The following is a 17,735-nucleotide window of genomic DNA, read 5'->3' on the forward strand; positions in this document are numbered from 1 at the left end:
ATGGTTGTAAAAAAGCCCTCATGTGAGGGCTTTTTAACTTTAGTTTACGCGGCGTACTTGAATAATTGCTCCCATCAAAGGATGGTCAAGGAAGTGCGTTTCTGAGCTGCGCATACGACGTTTTTGGTCCATACGATAGCTCTTCAAGAAGCGTTCTTCTCTTACGCTTGGTGTGATGTCTTCCATCATGCCCGCTTGGACAACACTATTTTCACCATCAACAATCTCGTCACTTGGCGCTACAGGTGTCTCTTCGAAGATCACTTTACGCACGCTTGGTGCTTGTAGATCCAGAGTTACATCTGCGTATAAGTAGTGCTCAACGTAAATTTGGAATTTGCCATCAAGCTCAGTGAGTGGCCCTGAAATGGTTTGTTCGGTAATGCCGTCCATTACTTCAGAGTGAGCGACTGAGCCTTTTTCTGTTCCATCTGCATTGAACTGACCAGAGAAGTCTCGACCCGCACGGATGTGAAATACTGGCGCAGAATAACGACCCTGATCACCTTGACGCCAAGCTGTGTGAAGTAGCACTTTAAATCCGGCATGATTGCGCAGTTTTTGTTCCTGAGTGTTTAGCTGATAAGACGATTTAGGTAACAGTTTTACGCCTTTTTGCGAACGGTAATTCGCATCACCCAGACTGCCTGCACGTGACATGTCGATTTGAGGCAGTGAGTCTGGCCAAGATTCACTGGTTGTCTCAGCATTCACTGCACGCTTAAAGATGATCACTTCTATATCAAATTGTCGCTGTGCCCAAGTTGGCATGGCGACGAAAAAGAGTAGTAGTGGGATCAGTTTTTTCATCATCACTCCATCGCTAGATGTCAGTAGCTATTAATTTTCACCCGATTATTCAGGCAGTTGGTAATAAATTTTGTTGGAATTCGCCCAACATGTCAGCAACAAATTGAATTCGCTTACGTCTGTCGGTCAATGGTACAGCAAACTTGAACTTAGTTGGCCCTTCCATCGCGAATTTTTGTGGCTGAGATTGCAATAGTTTAACCAAGTATGTCGGGTTAATGTCAGCGTCCGGATAGAACTCGATGAATCCCCCCTTATCGTGGGCCTCAATTTTCTTGATTTTCAGTTTTGCGGCATCCAGTTTCAGCTCTGAAACAGAAAGTAGATTTTTTGTCGCATCTGGGAGCAGACCAAAACGATCAATCAGCTCAACCTTGAGCTCGTTAAGCTCTTCATTACTGGTCACGCTGGCGATCTGTTTATACATGGATAAACGAGTGTTCACGTCTGGAATATAATCATCAGGAAGAAGGGCAGGTAGACGCATTTCGACTTCGGTCTGTTCACGAAGTAGTTCATCCAACGATGGCTCTTTGCCTTCTTTTAACGCTTCTACGGCCTGTTCCAGCATTTCCATATAAAGCGTAAAGCCAACGGATTGGATCTGACCACTTTGCTCATCACCAAGCAGCTCACCTGCACCGCGGATTTCTAGATCGTGCGTTGCAAGCGTAAAACCAGCCCCTAAGTCTTCCAAGGACGCAATAGCATCGAGACGTTTAATTGCATCTTTGGTCATCGCTTTTGGATGTGGCGTCAATAGATAGGCATATGCTTGATGGTGTGAACGACCAACACGGCCTCTCAATTGATGCAACTGCGCAAGACCAAGGTTGTCAGCACGATCCATGATAATGGTATTGGCTGTTGGTACGTCAATGCCGGTTTCAATGATGGTGGTGCACACCAGTAGGTTGAATCGCTGATGGTAGAAGTCATTCATAATGCGCTCAAGCTCGCGCTCACGCATTTGTCCATGAGCGACGGTTATTCGCGCTTCGGGGATGAGTTTTGCTAAATCGTCGGCGACTTTATCAATGGTTTCGACCTGATTATGCAGGAAGTAAACCTGACCACCACGCATGATCTCACGCAGCACGGCTTCACGAGTAATTGCATCGTCTTTTTGGCGTACAAATGTCTTAATCGCAAGGCGGCGAGCGGGTGGGGTTGCGATGATGGAAAGATCGCGCATGCCACTCATTGCCATGTTCAAGGTTCTTGGAATCGGTGTTGCGGTGAGTGTGAGAATATCAACATCAGCGCGCATCGCTTTCATTTTTTCTTTTTGACGTACACCAAAGCGGTGTTCTTCGTCGACGATGAGTAGTCCAAGATCTTTAAACTGTATGTCGTTAGACAGCAGTTTATGGGTACCGACAACCAGATCAACTTTTCCATCTGCCACATCTTGCAGCACTTGTTTTTGCTCTTTTGCGGTTTTGAATCGTGACAGCACTTCCACACGGATCGGTAAGTTAGCAAAACGGTCACGGAAGTTTTCAAAATGCTGCTGAGCTAACAACGTTGTAGGAACCAGCACCGCAACCTGTTTGCCATTATCTGTTGCAAGGAAAGCCGCACGCATTGCTACTTCCGTTTTACCAAAGCCAACATCACCACAAACAAGGCGGTCCATTGCTTTCGCTTGGCACATATCAGACATGACGGCATTGATTGCCATGGATTGGTCATCAGTTTCTTCAAATGGGAAACCGGCTTTAAATGTGGCGTATTGATCTCTATCTAGTGCGAATTTGTAACCTGGCTTCAACTCACGCTTTGCGTACACATCGAGCAATTCAGCTGCGACGTCGCGCACTTTCTCAGCGGCTTTTCTACGTGCTTTTGCCCAAGCTTCGCCACCTAGCTTGTGCAATGGTGCGCTTTCTTCGGCACCGCCTGAATAACGACTGATCAGGTTAAGTGAAGCGACAGGAACGTACAGTTTGGCTTCATTTTGGTATTCCAGCGTGACATATTCTGTGGTCATGCCGCCAGCTTCGAGGGTTTGCAAGCCAAGGTAGCGACCAATACCGTGGTCGATGTGGACCACAGGTTGGCCGGGTTTAAGCTCCGCTAAGTTGCGGATTACCGCATCACTGTTAGTCGTTTTACGGTCTTTTCTGCGTCTTTGAATGACGCGATCACCGAGTAAATCACTTTCACAAATCAGTGCTAATTGTTGCTCACCGAACAAGAAACCATGTTCTGCCGCACCTAGCACCAAAGAGAATTTATCGTTTGATGCCAGTGCTTCTGAAAAGCGGGTAAATTCGATGGGTCTGAGTTTGATGCGTTGTAACAGTTCGAGTAATGCTTCTCGTCTGCCTTCAGACTCTACGGAGAAGACGATTTTACCGGTGTAGCTTTCTGCAAACTGCCTCAATGCTGCCATCGGCTCTTTGTTCTGATGTTGAACAGCTAGATCGGGAAGAGGGGCAAACTCTGGGTTAGCTCGCCCCTGTTTTTCTGTCACAGCCTCAATGGTCAAACGGCATTGAGGCAGTTGTTTAAAGTGAGTGAACAGCTCATCTTTCTTTAACCAGAGTTCTTCTGGTGGCAGCAACGGCCGTAATGGGTCAACTTTACGTTGGTCGTATCTATAGTCGACATCAGTGAGGAAGGTGTCGACTGAAGATTCGATATCACCTACGGTAATGAGCTGACTGTCGTCTGCAATGTAGTCGAATAAGGTTTCGGTTTTTTCAAAAAACAGCGGTTGCCAGTATTCGATCCCTGCTGGCCATGTGCCTTTGCTGACTTGCATATACACAGATTCTGGCTCGCGGCGCGCTTCAAATCGTTGGCGCCAACGGATTCGAAAATCCTCAATCGCTGTTTCTGAAGTCGGAAACTCATGCGCTGGGAGTAGGCGTATTTCTGTGACATCCTCAATCGAGCGCTGATTTTCTGGGTCAAAAGTACGGATGGTATCAATTTCATCATCAAAGAAGTCAATACGAAATGGGTCTTTGGCACCCATCGGGAAGAGGTCGATGATTGAGCCTCGACTCGCATATTCACCAGGGCCAAATACTTGGTCAGCATGACGATAGCCGGATTTTTCCAACTGAAGACGCAGTTTTTCCAATGAGTAACGATCGCCAGTCTTGACCATCAAAGTGTGCTGCATTAAGAAATCGCGAGGCGATTGGCGTTGCAACAATGTACTGACAGGCACAATTGTAATGCCAGACTGCTGAGTAGGAAGCTGATATAGCCTTGAAATACGATCCGATATGATTTCTTGGTGTGGCGAAAAGTTATCGTAAGGTAGGGTTTCCCAGTCAGGGAATAAAGCAACATCGTAGGTGGTGAACTGTTCGATCTCTTGCTGCAACTTAAGCGCAGTTTGAGGATCAGGAACGGCTAGAAGAGTATGCCCCTTATGCTGCACCGCAAGTTCGGCGATGGTTAAGGCAAGGGCAGAGCCGGGCAGGTTCCCGACTAATTTTTTATCTCCGGCTTTCGCAGGTGATGCCAGATTGAGTAAAGATGTTTTAGGCATGATCAGTATTATTTTTTATCACGATTTAGAGAGCGTTGGCGCAAGAGTTTTTGTTGTTGATAAAGCGCCGCTTTGATGAGTAAGTCTTCATCAATATCACGTAATAAATCGTATTTCATCGTAATGAGTGTATCGTTCGCTTCTTGCTCAACACTGACACAGTGAGCGTAGCAATAGATGGCTGCTGCTGGATGCTCTAGAAACAGTTTCACTCTCGCTTTTTGCCCTGTTTGTAATGGGGTACGAGCGCGATAAGTGAATAGGCTCGCGCCAAAGCGGGTGGTTGTCGAGCGATGTGTTGCGTCATCTTGCTGAGAGAGCATAAACGTCAGGAGTAAATTGAGTTTTTCGTTTTGGTTATCCAGCAATGCAATGACATGCTTTAGTTCGTGCGTCTTTAGCTCACTTCTTGCATTGTCACTGAGTTGGTCAAGTTGACTAAATTCACTGGCAACAAGAAAAGGTGCTGGTATTTCGCTAACAAAAACCTCGTTAGAAGGAAGCACAAAATCGGCGGACAATGGCTCAACATTGACGGTCATCTGGTGGTGAACGGTAAAAAATTCTTGCTCTGTCATGCAACTATTCCTTCTTTTAATGTTCTGATTATCGACATACCTGCAAACTAATCAAGATATGTCGTTGTTTATCACACATTTTGACGGCTAATTAGCAAATTAGGGCTACAACCCTCAGCTATTAATCGTTACAGTATCAGCCATCAATTACTCTTGGTTTCCAATATGTTTCATCCTGTTTCAGCCTTCATCGGCTTACGATACTTGCGTGGACGCTCCGGTGATAGGTTCAGCCGATTTGTTTCATATATGTCTACGGCTGGTATTACTATCGGGGTCATGTCGCTGGTGACGGTTTTATCGGTGATGAATGGCTTTGAAGCCCAACTGAAGGGGCGTATTCTCGGTGTGCTTCCACAGGCTGTTGTTTCACAGTCTGGTGGTAAGACAGAACGTGCTGATACGCCACCTGAGTTTGTCCGTCAGCTTTCTTCCGCTGGTCATCCTGAACCGATTGTTCAAAGTGAAGCCGTGATTCAAAGTGCTTCTCAACTGACGGCGGGTTTGTTAATTGGCATCAAACCTAGTGATCATGACCCGATCGAGCGCCATTTGATTGCAGGACGTTTGTCTGCGATGAAGGCTGGTGAGTATCAAATTTTTATTGGTCATACACTGGCGAGAGCGCTCGATGTGACCATGGGCGACAAAGTTCGTTTAATGGTGACAAGTGCTAGCCAGTTCACTCCTTTGGGACGCATTCCTAGCCAACGTATTTTTACCGTCGCGGGGATCTATAACACAGGTTCTGATGTCGACGGGCAGCTTATGCTCACACATATCGATGACGCAGCAAGATTAATGAGAATGAAGAGTGACCGCATGACCGGGTGGCGACTCTTTTTTGATGATCCTTTTGTTGTTGGGGATTTATCTCGCCATGAGCTACCTCAAGGTTGGCAGTGGCAAGATTGGCGTGACCAACGTGGTGAGTTGTTTCAAGCTGTCCGCATGGAAAAAAACATGATGGGGCTGATGCTTGGTCTGATTGTTGGTGTTGCTGCTTTTAATATTATCTCTGCGCTGATCATGGTGGTGATGGAGAAGCAGTCTGAAGTCGCGATTTTAAAAACTCAAGGGATGCGAGATAGCCAGATCCTCGCCATATTTATGGTTCAAGGCGCAAGTAGCGGGGTAATTGGTGCATTAGTTGGTGGAGGTCTTGGTGTCATGCTGGCTAGTAACCTCAATGCATTATTAGAAACCATGGGTATTGCATTGTTCTCCGTTGGCGGTGAGCTGCCAATTTTAATTAATCCTATTCAAATTATTGTTGTTGTCATTTTAGCCATCGCTCTGAGTTTGCTGGCAACACTATTTCCTTCGTACCGCGCGTCTGCGGTGAAACCAGCTGAGGCTTTGAGATATGAGTAATCTTTTACAGTGTCGTAATGTATGTAAAACGTATCATGAAGGAGCGTTGGATACTCAGGTCTTGAAAGGTGTGAGCTTCGATCTTAATCGTGGAGAGCTCGCGTCCATTATTGGTACCTCTGGCTCGGGGAAAAGTACATTGCTTCATATTCTAGGCGCTCTTGATGACGCAACAGAAGGGCATGTGAATTTTCTTGGTCAAGATCTGGCAAAGCTGAGTTCAAATAAACAAGCTAAGCTGCGCAACAAGCATTTGGGTTTTGTTTATCAGTTTCATCACTTGTTGTCTGATTTTTCTGCGTTAGAAAATGCCGCTATGCCTCTACTGATTGGTGGCATGAACGTCAATGAGGCAAAAAAGTCGGCTCAAGCATTGCTCGATAAGGTTGGACTGAGTCATCGAATTGATCACCGTCCTTCTGAGTTATCGGGTGGGGAAAGGCAACGTGTCGCTATTGCTCGAGCGTTAGTTAACAGCCCAGATCTAGTGTTGGCTGATGAACCGACGGGTAACTTGGATCATAAAACCGCACTGGCCATATACGATCTTATGCGTGAATTGAATCAAGAGTCTGGCACAGCATTTTTGGTGGTGACCCACGACGGTGAACTGGCGGCTAAAATGGATCGCCAACTGCATATGCAAGATGGCTTGTTGATTAATGTGGAGGGCGTTTAGGTGTTCTCTTCTCTGTCACTTTTTATTGGTGGCCGCTTTAGTCGAGCTAAACAGCGAAACAAAATGGTTTCCTTTATCTCGCTTTCTTCCACCATTGGCATTACGGTTGGTGTTGCGGTCATCATCATTGGTTTATCGGCGATGAATGGCTTCGAGCGGGAGCTAAAAAATCGCGTTCTTTCGGTGATCTCTCATGGTGAATTTGAAGGGGTGAAAGCACCGATCCAAGATTGGAGAGAAGTCGTTTTACAAGCGGAAAAACACCCCGAAATTGAAGCTGCCGCACCCTATGTAAAGTTGACTGCTTTGGCTGAAAAAGGCCGAGAGCTAAAAGCCATTGAAGTGCGTGGTATTGACCATGAACAGGAGAAACAGGTTTCAAGCTTAACCAACTTCATTGATCCTTCCGTGTGGCAAGAGTTTAAACCGGGTCATCAGCAAGCCATTTTAGGACTAGGGGTTGCGGAATTATTAGGGGTTGAAAAGGGTGAGTTTATTACACTCATGATCCCACCCAATAGCGGTACCAGTAAAGTACAAGCGCCTAAACGTGTTCGCGTTCAGGTTGCAGGTTTGCTGCGCTTAAATGGGCAAATTGACCACAACCTTGCCTTAATTCCTCTTCAGGACGCGCAAAATTATGCGCAGCTTGGGCAGGGTGTGAGCGGTGTAGCGGTAAAAGTGAGTGATGTTCTGCAAGCAACTCAAATCATTCGAGAAGCAGGAAACACCTTAGATGTGTATGTCTATTTACGAAGCTGGCAACAGAAATATGGTTTCTTGTACCGTGATATTCAGCTAGTGCGCACCATTATGTATCTAGTCATGGTCTTAGTGATTGGTGTGGCTAGCTTTAATATTGTGTCCACGCTTATGATGGCGGTGAAAGATCGGGCTGCTGAGATTGCAATTTTACGAACGATGGGGGCAACCGATGGTTTAGTGAAGCGCATTTTCGTTTGGCAAGGCGTTTTTTCTGGTGTGTTAGGCAGTGTGATCGGCAGTATTCTTGGTGTCTTGATTGCGTTAAACCTCACCCAACTGGTTAAAGGTTTAGAAGCGCTGATTGGGCATCAGTTTTTATCTGGTGATATCTATTTTGTCGACTTTCTTCCTTCTCAAGTGGATTTCAATGATGTGTTGTTGGTTTCTTCCACAGCGATAATTCTAAGTTTGCTTGCAACGTGGTATCCCGCTTCAAGAGCAAGTCAACTCAATCCCGCAAGTGTCTTGAGTGCGAAATAAAAGCCGCTTGTTTCCAATACAAAAAAAGGACCGATAAGGTCCTTTTTCATACTTAGTTTTCACCGAATTTCTTACTCATCGCGACACAGTTTAGAAAAAGAGTGTCTCATTATTCTCGACTTTCTGATGATCGACTAACGTGATTGGCGTTGCTGCCAGCTACGCACCACGGAGTATCGCCACAAGCCTTTGATACCAAAGTAACCTGCGATGGCTGAAACGACACCACATATTAGGCAACCCAGCAAGAATGGAGGGCCAATGGTGGTCATTTGATTGAGTATGAAGTCCCAAGAAAGCTCAAAGTGGAAATGCTGAGGTGGGACATGCATTACCCAAGCCCCCACTTTATAAGCGAAATAAAACAATACAGGCATGGTGATGGGATTGCTCACCCATACCAAAGCAACAGATAAAGGAAGATTAACACCGCATAAGATGGCAAGACCTGCTGACATGATCATCTGGCTCGGTAGGGGGACGAACGCCATAAAGAGCCCAACGGCAAATGCGCCAGCTGCAGAGCGGCGGTTAAGGCACCATAAGTTTGGGTTATATAGGACATTGCCAAAAACCTTTAATGCCTTTTGACGCTTAATCATCTCGTGATCAGGCATAAATCGTTTGATGAACTTTCTTGGCATAGGGGAATATGACTCTCTTTTTTAATTACTGGACGCTATCGTCAATATCTCTATTAATCATAACCGCTCCATATTGGCGTGTGATGCCAAATTGGTACTGGTCAGTTCCCTGTGTGCTTTTCCTAATCACCAGCATCTGGATTAAACCATTCAGGTGGTTTTTAGGTTTGGGTATTGCATTTTTGGTTGTCCTTTTCAAAGGCAATGCCTTGCAACATCAGACAAATGTGCTTTTCCAAGCCGGTCAGGATATTACCATAACTGCAAAGGTTGACAGCTTTTTTAAGCAAATAAGTCACGGCTTTGTAGGGATTGTCGTGGTTAGATCAATTGAAGGCGAAGAATTAAGCATTTTCGAACGACCTAAAATTCGTTTGGTGTCGCCAATTCCCCTCTCTTTAGGGGAGCAGATCTCAGCTTCAATAAAAATAAAGCACATATATGGTCGCATGAATGAGGTGGGTTTCGATAATGAGACTTTCTCCTTATCGCGTAGTGTGGTGGCGCAAGGCAATGTGAAACGACAAGACAGCTTGATTGTTGAACAACAACTTCATTGGCGGCAGTGGTTGTATTCTAAAGTTGAGCGTGAAATCGTCCACCTTCCCAGTGAAGGCGTTATTAAGGCGCTGACTTTTGCTGAGCGCAGTGATATCAGCCGAAGCGTATGGGAGGCATTTAAAGCCAGTGGGTTAAGCCATTTAATTGCGATTTCAGGTTTACATATTGGCATTGCTTTTGGTTTAGGGTGGCTGATTGGTTTTCAATTAATTCGTTTTCATTCGGTGTTCACGCCTCTGCCAGTGTTGAGTGGATTACTATTTGCTTTCGCTTATGCATGGCTTGCTGGCTTTTCGATACCCACGGTTCGCGCCTTATTGATGTGCGCGATTTACGTGATAATGGCGCAATTAAACTGGCGCATTCCCTTCAAGCTTAAATGGTTGTTGTGTCTTGCGATCCTATTGCTGTTTGATCCATTTTCTTCGGTAGCAGCAAGCTTTTGGTTATCGATGTTAGCGGTCGGAGTGATCTTTTACTTTTTAATGCAAACGTCAACGACGGAAAATCGATGTTGGCAGTTCATTAAAGCGCAGTGTTTTCTAACGGTTCTCATGGCACCCATTCTGGTTGTCTTTTTCCAAGGAGTCAGTGTTTCAGGGGCATTGTTTAACCTCATATTTGTCCCTTGGTTCTCATTTCTGGTTGTTCCCATCGCGTTCCTTGGCCTAAGTTGGACTTTATTGTCTTTGCCTGGCGTTTGGCTGGTATGGGAGCTACTTGATGGGCTGTTAAAGCCCATGTTATTTGCCATTGAGTTTGCGGATCTTTCGTGGTGGTCAATTTCAGGTGAACAGCGTTGGCTGGTTATTGCATTTGCACTGTATCTGATGATGTTTCCATTGTTGTCTCGGTATACGCGGCTATTGATTGCTATTGGGATCGTATTGCTCAATTTCAAACAAGATAAAAACTATTTATGGCAAATGGATGTAGTTGATGTCGGTCATGGTTTAGCCATCGTTATTGAACAGGATGAGCAAGCCGTTATCTACGATACGGGCGCCTCATGGGAGCTTGGGAGTATGGCAGAAAATGTGATTGCGCCAATATTGACGACGCGGGGGATCACGCAACTGGAAGGGATGATCTTAAGCCATGGTGATAATGACCATTCGGGAGGTGCACCTTACCTAATTAAACACTGGCAACCGACATGGGTTCGGAGTAGCCAAAATGGAGCAGGGCAAGAGCCTTGTTCACAAGGGGTAAATTGGACGTGGGGAGAGTTAACGTTTGTTGCTATTTGGCCACCAAAGCAAGTTTCTCGGCCCTATAATCCACATTCATGCGTTGTCCGAGTAACCCACCAAAGCTCTTCTCAGTCGGTACTGCTGACGGGAGATATTGATCAAATTGCCGAATGGTTACTACTGCGCCAACCGGAGATGTTACCGAGCGATATCGTCATTGTTCCACATCATGGCAGTAAGACCTCATCGACTCCGCGTTTCGTTGAGCTGGTCGATGCTGATTTAGCGATTGCGTCCTTAGCAAAAGGAGGACGGTGGGAGTTACCGCACTCTGATGTCGTCCGGCGTTACCAAGATAATGGTACCCAATGGATGGACACTGGTGAGTCTGGACAAGTCTCTGTGTATTTTTACGAAAATAAATGGCGTGTTGAGGGAATAAGACAAAGACGAGGACAGACTTGGTATAGGCAGATGCTGCGTAACCAAGTAGAATAGCCGCAATATTGTAAGAAGAATAAAGCATTTCTATGTCTCTGAATAACGACGAAACAACCATGCAGACCTTTAAGCGTTTGTGGACTTACATTCGTTTATACAAAGCAGGCTTGGCTGTTGCGGTTGTCGCGCTTATCGTTAATGCGATTGCTGATACCTATATGGTTTCTCTACTAAAACCACTTCTTGATGAAGGTTTTGGTAACGCTGAATCAAATTTCCTTCGGACTCTTCCTTTAATTATTTTTGGCATGATGATCGTGCGTGGCTTAAGTGGCTTTGCTTCTAGCTACTGTTTGAGTTGGGTTTCTGGCAACGTTGTGATGCAAATGCGTCGCCGAATATTTAGCCAGTTCATGCACATGCCCGTGTCTTATTTCGACAAAGAATCTACAGGCGGTCTACTTTCTCGCATTACCTACGATTCAGAGCAAGTTGCTGGGGCCACCAGTCGTGCGCTGGTAAGCATTGTACGTGAAGGGGCGAGTATTATTGGTTTACTCGTACTTATGTTTTGGAATAGCTGGCAGCTTTCATTGGTTTTGTTTGTTGTCGCACCACTTGTTGCGTGGGGAATTGGTGTTGTTTCAAAGCGTTTTCGTAAGATCTCAAAAAACATGCAAGAAGCGATGGGCAATGTAACTGCCTCTGCAGAGCAGATGCTAAAAGGGCACAAAGTTGTACTGAGTTATGGTGGTCAAGAAGTAGAGCGTGAGCGCTTTGATGCGGTTAGTAACCAAATGCGTCAACAAACCATGAAGCTTGTTGCGGCGCAGGCGATTGCAAACCCTGTCATTCAGGTTATTGCCTCCATTGCTTTAGTTGCTGTTTTGTTTTTAGCAAGTGTTGACTCAATTCGTAGTGAATTAACACCGGGTACATTTACAGTAGTGTTCTCTGCCATGTTTGGTTTGATGCGCCCACTTAAGGCGCTGACCAATGTAACGTCAGAGTTTCAACGTGGTATGGCTGCAAGCCAAACCTTATTTGCATTAATGGACTTAGAAACGGAAGTCGATAATGGCAAGTACACTGCACAGAAAGTGCGTGGTGATATTTCGGTAGAAGACGTGACATTTACCTATGAAGGGAAAGAGAAACCGGCATTATCCAATGTCAGCTTCACCATCCCAGAGGGCCAAACCTTGGCATTAGTGGGCCGTTCTGGTTCAGGGAAAAGCACCATTGCTAACCTTTTTACTCGCTTCTATGACGTGGATTCTGGTGTGATAAAGTTGGATGGGCACGATATTCGTGATTATACCTTGCCTAACTTACGTAGCCATTTTGCGCTCGTATCTCAAAATGTGCATTTGTTTAACGATACGATTGCCAACAACATTGCTTATGCGGCGACAGAAAAATACACACGTGAACAAATAGAGCACGCAGCACGTCTTGCACATGCCATGGACTTTGTTGATAACATGGATGAAGGCCTAGATACTGTCATTGGTGAAAATGGTACTAGTTTGTCCGGTGGTCAACGCCAGCGTATTGCTATTGCGCGTGCTCTTTTGCGTGACGCGCCGGTTTTGATTTTGGATGAAGCGACCTCCGCTCTGGATACAGAATCTGAAAAAGCGATTCAAGCTGCGCTAGATGAGCTACAAAAAGACAAAACCGTCCTTGTGATTGCACACCGACTTTCTACGATTGAGGAAGCCGATGAAATCCTTGTGGTTGATGATGGTGAGATCATTGAACGTGGTCCTCACAATGAACTCATCAAGCAAAATGGCGCTTATGCCCAGCTTCATCGAATTCAGTTTGGTGAGTAAGCGTGATTGAAAAAATCTGGTTCCAGAACCATCCACTTAAATACTTGCTTTGGCCACTGCTGTGGCCATTGAGTCAGCTTTTTGGATTGATCAGCCAAAAGCGACGCAGTGATTATGCTGATGGTAAAAAGCAGAGTTATCGTGCGCCTGTTCCAGTTATTGTCGTCGGTAATATTACAGCCGGAGGTAATGGCAAAACACCCGTTGTGATTTGGCTGGTGGAAAAACTGCAGTTAATGGGATTTAAGCCTGGCGTTGTCTCTCGTGGTTATGGAGGCAAAGCCCAGAGTTATCCGCTGGTTGTGCAAGAAAGTACACCAACTCAACATTGTGGTGATGAACCTTATTTGATTCATAAGCGCACAGGCGCCCCTGTGGCTGTCTCCCCTGTTCGTTCTGATGCCGTTCAGGCGCTGCTACCAACGGGTGTCGATATTATAATTACCGACGATGGTTTACAGCATTATGCGCTGCAGCGTGATATCGAACTGGTTGTTGTGGATGGTCAAAGACGTTTTGGTAATGAAAACTTAATTCCGCTTGGTCCACTAAGAGAGTCTGTTGCCAGACTTCAAGAAGTAGACTTCATCATTACTAACGGTGGAACCGCACATGAAGGGGAAGCAGCAATGGTGCTTACGCCAAGCTTAGCTACCAATTTAAAAACTCGAGAACTTGCACCTGTCAGGCAATTGGAAGGAATGGTTGCAATTGCTGGTATTGGTCACCCACCAAGGTTTTTCAATACGTTGAAACAGTTGGGTGCAGATTTGGTTGCAACAAAAGGGTTTGCAGATCATCAAGAATTTAACCCGTCTGATTTGAATGAAATGGCTCAAAAAGGGCAACATTTAATGATGACAGAAAAAGATGCAGTAAAATGTGCACCGTTTGCGCAAGACAACTGGTGGTACTTACCAGTGACTGCTACGTTTAGTGAATCTGATGAAGAACGTATTCTGAACAGAATTAAAGAGGTAAAGGAACAATATGGATCACCGTCTGCTTGAAATCGTGGCTTGCCCTGTGTGTAAAGGCAAACTGACTTTTGATAAAGATAAACAAGAGCTGATTTGTAAATTCGACAGACTGGCTTATCCAATTAAAGAAGGAATTCCTGTACTTCTTGAGCCTGAAGCGCGTCAAATGAGTATGGAAGAGGGACGCTAATGGCCTTTACGGTTGTCATTCCAGCGCGATATCAATCTACGCGCCTTCCGGGCAAACCTCTGGCGGATATTGCTGGTAAGCCAATGGTGCAATGGGTTTACGAACAAGCGTTACAAGCCGGAGCTGAACATGTCGTTGTAGCAACAGATGATAAACGTGTCGAAGAGGCTGTACTTGCCTTTGGTGGAGAGGTCTGTATGACCTCTCCTGATCATGAGTCAGGTACTGAACGTTTAGCAGAAGTTGTGAAGCTAAAAAATATCGCAGATGACCACATTATTGTGAATGTCCAAGGGGATGAACCACTGATCCCACCATCGATCATTCGTCAAGTTGCGGAGAATTTAGCAAACAGTGTAGCCCCGATGGCAACACTAGCAGTAGAAATTGAAGATGAATTTGAAGTCTTTAATCCGAATGCCGTTAAAGTGGTTACTGATCATGAAGGTTATGCGCTGTATTTTAGCCGTGCGACGATCCCATGGGACAGAGACGGTTTTGCTACCGAACAGAAACAGATTGAAACACCATTAATGCGTCATATTGGTATTTATGCTTACCGAGCCGGTTTCATCAATACATACATTAATTGGGCACCGTCGGCACTTGAGCGTATTGAGTGCTTGGAACAACTCCGTGTGCTTTGGTATGGCGAGAAAATTCATGTGGCTGTAGCCAAAGAAGCACCAGCAGCTGGTGTTGATACACCAGAAGATCTGGAAGCGGTGAGAAAAATCATTGCAGGTTAACTAGAAAAGGAGAGCTCTGCTCTCCTTTTTTCTTATATGTTAGTGTCATAATCGCCCCGTTTCGGGCAAGTACCAAGTATTTCACGTCGGCCAGTGTCTTTCACTTCTTCGAGGATGACGTCAAACCCCCACAAACGATACATGTGCTTCAGTACTTCGTCATAACTTTCGTCCAATGGAATTCGGTCATGGGGAACATATTGAAGGGTTAAAGAGCGATCACCCCGGACATCAACATTGAAGACCTGAATGTTGGGTTCGAGGTTACTAAGGTTATATTGTGCGGCTATTTTTTCTCTGATTGCACGATAACCGACGTCATTATGGATGGCACTGACCTCAAGGTAATTTTTCCTATCATCATCTACAACAGAAAACAGTTTGAAGTCGCGCATTAGTTTGGGGGACAAATATTGGCTGATAAAGCTTTCATCTTTAAAATTACGCATCGCAAAATGAACTGCTTCAAGCCAATCAGTGCCCGCTAAATCTGGGAACCACTCTTTATCTTCATCAGTCGGTTCTTCACAAATCCGTCGTATATCTCTGAACATCGCAAAGCCAAGAGCGTAAGGGTTTATGCCACTGTAGTAAGGACTGTTATAAGGAGGTTGAGCAACGACACTCGTATGGCTATGAAGGAACTCAAGGATAAATCGCTCTGAAACAATCCCCTCGTCGTAGAGGTGATTAAGTATGGTGTAGTGCCAAAAGGTAGCCCAACCTTCATTCATTACCTGCGTTTGCTTTTGCGGGTAAAAGTACTGGCTGATCTTTCGAACAATCCGAACGATCTCTCGTTGCCATGATTCTAACAACGGAGCATGCTTCTCGATAAAGTACAAGATGTTTTCTTGCGGTTCACTCGGGAAGCGAATTTTAATGTCTTCTTCTTTGGTTTTAGATTTCGGTACTGTTCGCCAAAGCTCGTTAACTTGAGACTGTAAGTACGCTTCACGTTCTTCTTGTCTGGCTTTCTCTTCTGCGATTGAAATCTTTTCAGGGCGCTTGTAGCGATCCACACCAAAATTCATAAGAGCGTGGCAGGAATCGAGTAACTCCTCGACTTCTTTTTGACCATATTTCTCTTCGCATTTGGCAATATAGTTTTTGGCAAAGAGTAGGTAATCAATAATAGAACTGGCATCAGTCCACGTTTGAAATAGGTAATTTCCTTTAAAGAAAGAGTTATGACCATAACAGGCATGCGCCATAACCAGAGCTTGCATGGTGACGGTATTTTCTTCCATTAAGTAGGCAATACATGGGTCTGAGTTGATCACAATCTCATACGCTAAGCCCATTTGGCCATGCTTATAACCTTGTTCTGTTTGAATGAACTTCTTGCCAAAAGACCAATGGTTATAGTTTATCGGCATACCGATACTGGAATAAGCATCCATCATTTGTTCAGATGTAATGACTTCAATTTGATTTGGATAAGCATCAAGCCGGTAATGATCGGCGACTCGTTTGATCTCTTGATGGTATTGCTCTAACAGGTCAAAGGTCCAATCCGGCCCATCTGACAACATCTTGCTCTTTTTCTTTGTTGTTTTTTTTGTCGTCGTAGCCATAGTCATCTCCCTACGCTGCAGTTTCCTTTTTAAACAGCTCCCTGAATACCGGGAAGATATCATCGACACTGCGAATGTTCTTCATAGCAAAATTCGGGAATGCTTCTTCCAGCTTCTCATACTCGTGCCAAAGGGTTTGATGAGAGCGACGGGTTATTTCGATATAAGAATAATATTGACAGTTTGGCAGAATCTTCTTGGTCAGTAATTCGCGACAGCGTGGAGAGTCATCTGCCCAGTTATCACCATCTGAAGCTTGCGCGGCGTAGATATTCCACTCACCAATAGGGTAGCGATCTTCGACAATTTCGTTCATCAGCTTTAATGCACTGGAAACAATGGTGCCCCCTGTTTCTTGTGAGTAAAAGAACTCATGCTCGTCGACTTCTTTAGCTTGTGTATGATGGCGAATAAAGACGACTTCAACGTTCTCATAAGTTCGAGTCAAAAATAGGTAGAGCAAAACATAAAATCGTTTAGCTATGTCTTTTGTTGCTTGATCCATCGAACCTGAAACATCCATTAAACAAAACATTACGGCTTGGCTAGAAGGAATTGGGCGACGTTCGTAATTTTTGAATCGAAGGTCGAAAGTATCAATGAAAGGGACAGAGTCGATCTTCTTCCTTAATGCTTGAATCTCTTCCCTCAGACGCTTTTCTTCCATTGCCTGAGCTGGCTCTTGGTTTTGAATTCGCTGTAATTCATCTTCGAGTTCATGGAGCATTCGTTTTTTACCCGCAGTCATTGCGGTTCTTCTGGCTAACGACTGTTGGAGTGATTTGACTATCGCAATATTGGCCGGTACACCAGCAGTTTGGTAACCCGCTCTATGTGTTTTCCATTCAGTGATTTTGTTGATTTGATTCTTTTCAAGGTTAGGTAATTCAAGTTCTTCAAAGAGGAGATCCAAGTATTCATCTTTAGATATTTGAAATACGAAATCGTCTTGGCCTTCTCCGTCTTGACTCGCATCACCTTCACCAGACCCGCCGCCTTGGCCGCCCCCTTTAGGGCGCTCAATTTTATCTCCGGTAACAAACTGGTCGTTGCCTGGATGGACGCGTTCTTTTACTCCACCTTTACCTTGGTGAAACACGGGTTCTTTGATGTCTTTATGAGGAATAGAAACGTCTTCACCCGTTTCGGTGTTCGTAATAGAACGGCGATTGACGGCGTCAGCGACAGATTCCTTGATCTGCTCTTTATGACGGCGTAGAAAGCGCTGCCTGTTCACAGCACTTTTGTTCTTGCCGTTTAATCGTCTATCGATAAATTGCGCCATTCGTTACCCCTTATACAATCACACCGCTTTTGCCGGCTACCAACAGGTAGCCGACTGCTTAGCTATGGACTTGAGTCAGG

At 45.1% G+C, this 17,735-nt stretch carries 14 protein-coding genes; 8 read left to right on the forward strand and 6 right to left on the reverse strand.

The features are described from left to right. Positions 1–39: 39 nt before the first annotated feature. Genes ACQEXU_RS00775 through ACQEXU_RS00785 form a run of 3 tightly spaced genes read right to left on the reverse strand, consistent with a single transcriptional unit; the run spans position 40 to position 4,899 of the window. Positions 40–810, reverse strand: a complete 771-nt coding sequence (locus tag ACQEXU_RS00775) for a peptidoglycan binding protein CsiV (RefSeq protein ID WP_427009283.1) — start codon at positions 808–810, stop codon at positions 40–42. A 49-nt stretch (positions 811–859) separates the two neighbouring features. Next, positions 860–4,321 (reverse strand): transcription-repair coupling factor, encoded by a 3,462-nt coding sequence (mfd, locus tag ACQEXU_RS00780; protein ID WP_427009284.1) that lies wholly within the window; start codon positions 4,319–4,321, stop codon positions 860–862. Positions 4,322–4,329: 8 nt separating this feature from the next. Continuing rightward, a complete protein-coding gene (locus tag ACQEXU_RS00785) occupies positions 4,330–4,899 on the reverse strand; it encodes a PilZ domain-containing protein (protein ID WP_427009285.1) in 570 nt (189 codons plus the stop codon). 165 nt (positions 4,900–5,064) lie between these two features. Here ACQEXU_RS00785 and lolC point away from each other — a divergent pair, with 165 nt between their 5' ends. Genes lolC through lolE form a run of 3 tightly spaced genes read left to right on the forward strand, consistent with a single transcriptional unit; the run spans position 5,065 to position 8,197 of the window. Beyond that, a complete protein-coding gene (lolC, locus tag ACQEXU_RS00790; protein ID WP_427009286.1) occupies positions 5,065–6,273 on the forward strand; it encodes a lipoprotein-releasing ABC transporter permease subunit LolC in 1,209 nt (402 codons plus the stop codon). Then, complete coding sequence (gene lolD / locus ACQEXU_RS00795; protein WP_367986784.1) at positions 6,266–6,952, forward strand: lipoprotein-releasing ABC transporter ATP-binding protein LolD; 687 nt, start codon at positions 6,266–6,268, stop codon at positions 6,950–6,952. Before lolC ends, lolD begins: the two co-directional genes overlap by 8 nt. Continuing rightward, positions 6,953–8,197 carry a lipoprotein-releasing ABC transporter permease subunit LolE gene (gene lolE, locus ACQEXU_RS00800; RefSeq protein ID WP_427009287.1) on the forward strand — a complete coding sequence of 415 codons (1,245 nt, stop codon included), beginning with the start codon at positions 6,953–6,955 and terminating at the stop codon, positions 8,195–8,197. Positions 8,198–8,331: 134 nt separating this feature from the next. Here the strand turns inward: lolE and ACQEXU_RS00805 are convergent, their stop codons facing one another. Further along, entirely contained in the window at positions 8,332–8,841 is a 510-nt protein-coding gene (locus tag ACQEXU_RS00805) for a DUF2062 domain-containing protein (protein ID WP_367986782.1), read from the reverse strand. Positions 8,842–9,158: 317 nt separating this feature from the next. Here ACQEXU_RS00805 and ACQEXU_RS00810 point away from each other — a divergent pair, with 317 nt between their 5' ends. Genes ACQEXU_RS00810 through kdsB form a run of 5 tightly spaced genes read left to right on the forward strand, consistent with a single transcriptional unit; the run spans position 9,159 to position 14,793 of the window. Further along, the gene (locus ACQEXU_RS00810; RefSeq protein WP_427009288.1) at positions 9,159–11,093 is read left to right on the forward strand and encodes a DNA internalization-related competence protein ComEC/Rec2; all 1,935 of its coding nucleotides are present in this window, start codon (positions 9,159–9,161) and stop codon (positions 11,091–11,093) included. A 32-nt stretch (positions 11,094–11,125) separates the two neighbouring features. After that, positions 11,126–12,874 carry a lipid A ABC transporter ATP-binding protein/permease MsbA gene (gene msbA / locus ACQEXU_RS00815; RefSeq protein ID WP_427009289.1) on the forward strand — a complete coding sequence of 583 codons (1,749 nt, stop codon included), beginning with the start codon at positions 11,126–11,128 and terminating at the stop codon, positions 12,872–12,874. Between the two features lie 2 nt (positions 12,875–12,876). Beyond that, positions 12,877–13,884, forward strand: coding sequence for a tetraacyldisaccharide 4'-kinase (gene lpxK / locus ACQEXU_RS00820; protein ID WP_427009290.1), 1,008 nt, complete (start codon positions 12,877–12,879; stop codon positions 13,882–13,884). Next, positions 13,865–14,044 carry a Trm112 family protein gene (locus ACQEXU_RS00825; RefSeq protein ID WP_367986778.1) on the forward strand — a complete coding sequence of 60 codons (180 nt, stop codon included), beginning with the start codon at positions 13,865–13,867 and terminating at the stop codon, positions 14,042–14,044. Before lpxK ends, ACQEXU_RS00825 begins: the two co-directional genes overlap by 20 nt. Next, a complete protein-coding gene (gene kdsB, locus ACQEXU_RS00830) occupies positions 14,044–14,793 on the forward strand; it encodes a 3-deoxy-manno-octulosonate cytidylyltransferase (protein ID WP_427009291.1) in 750 nt (249 codons plus the stop codon). Before ACQEXU_RS00825 ends, kdsB begins: the two co-directional genes overlap by 1 nt. A 32-nt stretch (positions 14,794–14,825) precedes the next feature. Here the strand turns inward: kdsB and ACQEXU_RS00835 are convergent, their stop codons facing one another. Further along, on the reverse strand, positions 14,826–16,376 hold the full coding sequence (locus ACQEXU_RS00835) for a SpoVR family protein (RefSeq protein ID WP_427009292.1): 1,551 nt from the start codon (positions 16,374–16,376) through the stop codon (positions 14,826–14,828). Between the two features lie 4 nt (positions 16,377–16,380). Then, complete coding sequence (locus tag ACQEXU_RS00840) at positions 16,381–17,655, reverse strand: YeaH/YhbH family protein (protein WP_367986775.1); 1,275 nt, start codon at positions 17,653–17,655, stop codon at positions 16,381–16,383. Between the last annotated feature and the right edge of the window lie 80 nt (positions 17,656–17,735).

Origin of the sequence: Vibrio sp. TRT 21S02 (genome assembly GCF_050113675.1) — a bacterium.
In the GTDB taxonomy this organism is placed as follows: Bacteria; Pseudomonadota; Gammaproteobacteria; order Enterobacterales; family Vibrionaceae; genus Vibrio.